2 tRNA genes and 1 rRNA gene are annotated in these 1,936 nt (G+C 45.7%); all 3 read right to left on the bottom strand.

The window, feature by feature from the left end:
* Window positions 1–127 precede the first annotated feature (127 nt).
* Window positions 128–201 (bottom strand) — tRNA-Ala (locus tag FNW52_RS20520).
* A 155-nt stretch (window positions 202–356) separates the two neighbouring features.
* A tRNA-Ile gene (locus FNW52_RS20525) sits at window positions 357–430 on the bottom strand.
* 199 nt (window positions 431–629) lie between these two features.
* Window positions 630–1,936, bottom strand: a 16S ribosomal RNA gene (locus FNW52_RS20530); the annotation flags it as partial.

A 1,936-nucleotide genomic window follows, 5' to 3' on the forward strand; every position in this document is an offset into this window, starting at 1 on the left:
AAAACTGCTTTCTACTTTTTATTATTTCTTATCTCAATATGTCAATGAACTTTAAATCAGTTTTCAGTACTCAGTCCCAGTAAGCAGTTACCTGCATACTGTAAACTGTGACTGTTTACTGTTTTTGTGGAGAATAACGGAGTCGAACCGTTGACCTCCTGCGTGCAAGGCAGGCGCTCTAGCCAGCTGAGCTAATCCCCCATTTTCAGTTGGCAGTGTTCAGTATTCAGTTTTCAGTAACTTTAACTTTACATCCAAATGACTTTGTGAATTGTCAACTCTAGAATTTCCTTATTATAATATGAACGTTTTTTTAATCTGCTTACTGTAAACTGTAAACTGATTACTTTTTTTTGTTGTCTCGGACAGACTCGAACTGTCGACCCCTACATTATCAGTGTAGTACTCTAACCAGCTGAGCTACGAGACACTCTTTTTTTTGATTTTTGAGTAGTGATTTTTGATTAACGATTTTAGATTTAAATCTGAAATCGAAAATCGTTAATCAACAATCTTAAATCTTTTTTTTATAAATTAACAGCAAGAGTAATATAATCTCAATAAATGTTTCCACTTTCTCTTTTCGTCTTCTTTCTTTAGCGTGCATATAGCTAACACTAAAGCTCTAGAAAGGAGGTGTTCCAGCCGCACCTTCCGGTACGGCTACCTTGTTACGACTTAGCCCTAGTTACCAGTTTTACCCTAGGCAGCTCCTTGCGGTCACCGACTTCAGGCACCCCCAGCTTCCATGGCTTGACGGGCGGTGTGTACAAGGCCCGGGAACGTATTCACCGGATCATGGCTGATATCCGATTACTAGCGATTCCAGCTTCACGGAGTCGAGTTGCAGACTCCGATCCGAACTGTGACCGGTTTTGTAGATTCGCTCCTGGTCACCCAGTGGCTGCTCTCTGTACCGGCCATTGTAGCACGTGTGTAGCCCAAGGCGTAAGGGCCGTGATGATTTGACGTCATCCCCACCTTCCTCACAGTTTGCACTGGCAGTCTCGTTAGAGTTCCCGACATGACTCGCTGGCAACTAACAACAGGGGTTGCGCTCGTTATAGGACTTAACCTGACACCTCACGGCACGAGCTGACGACAACCATGCAGCACCTTGTAAATTGTCTTGCGAAAAGTCTGTTTCCAAACCGGTCAATCTACATTTAAGCCTTGGTAAGGTTCCTCGCGTATCATCGAATTAAACCACATGCTCCACCGCTTGTGCGGGCCCCCGTCAATTCCTTTGAGTTTCATTCTTGCGAACGTACTCCCCAGGTGGGATACTTATCACTTTCGCTTAGCCACTGAGATCGCTCCCAACAGCTAGTATCCATCGTTTACGGCGTGGACTACCAGGGTATCTAATCCTGTTCGCTACCCACGCTTTCGTCCATCAGCGTCAATATATTAGTAGTAACCTGCCTTCGCAATTGGTATTCCATGTAATCTCTAAGCATTTCACCGCTACACTACATATTCTAGTTACTTCCTAATAATTCAAGTCTAGCAGTATCAATGGCCGTTCCACCGTTGAGCGATGGGCTTTCACCACTGACTTACTAAACCGCCTACGGACCCTTTAAACCCAATGATTCCGGATAACGCTTGGATCCTCCGTATTACCGCGGCTGCTGGCACGGAGTTAGCCGATCCTTATTCTCACAGTACCGTCAAGACATTACACGTAATGTTGTTTCTTCCTGTGCAAAAGCAGTTTACAATCCATAGGACCGTCATCCTGCACGCGGCATGGCTGGATCAGGCTTGCGCCCATTGTCCAATATTCCTCACTGCTGCCTCCCGTAGGAGTCTGGTCCGTGTCTCAGTACCAGTGTGGGGGATCTCCCTCTCAGGACCCCTACCCATCGTAGCCTTGGTAAGCCGTTACCTTACCAACTAGCTAATGGGACGCATGCTCATCTTTTACCGTTGT

Origin of the sequence: Flavobacterium sp. ZT3R18 (assembly GCF_007097385.1) — a bacterium.
In the GTDB taxonomy this organism is placed as follows: Bacteria; Bacteroidota; Bacteroidia; order Flavobacteriales; family Flavobacteriaceae; genus Flavobacterium.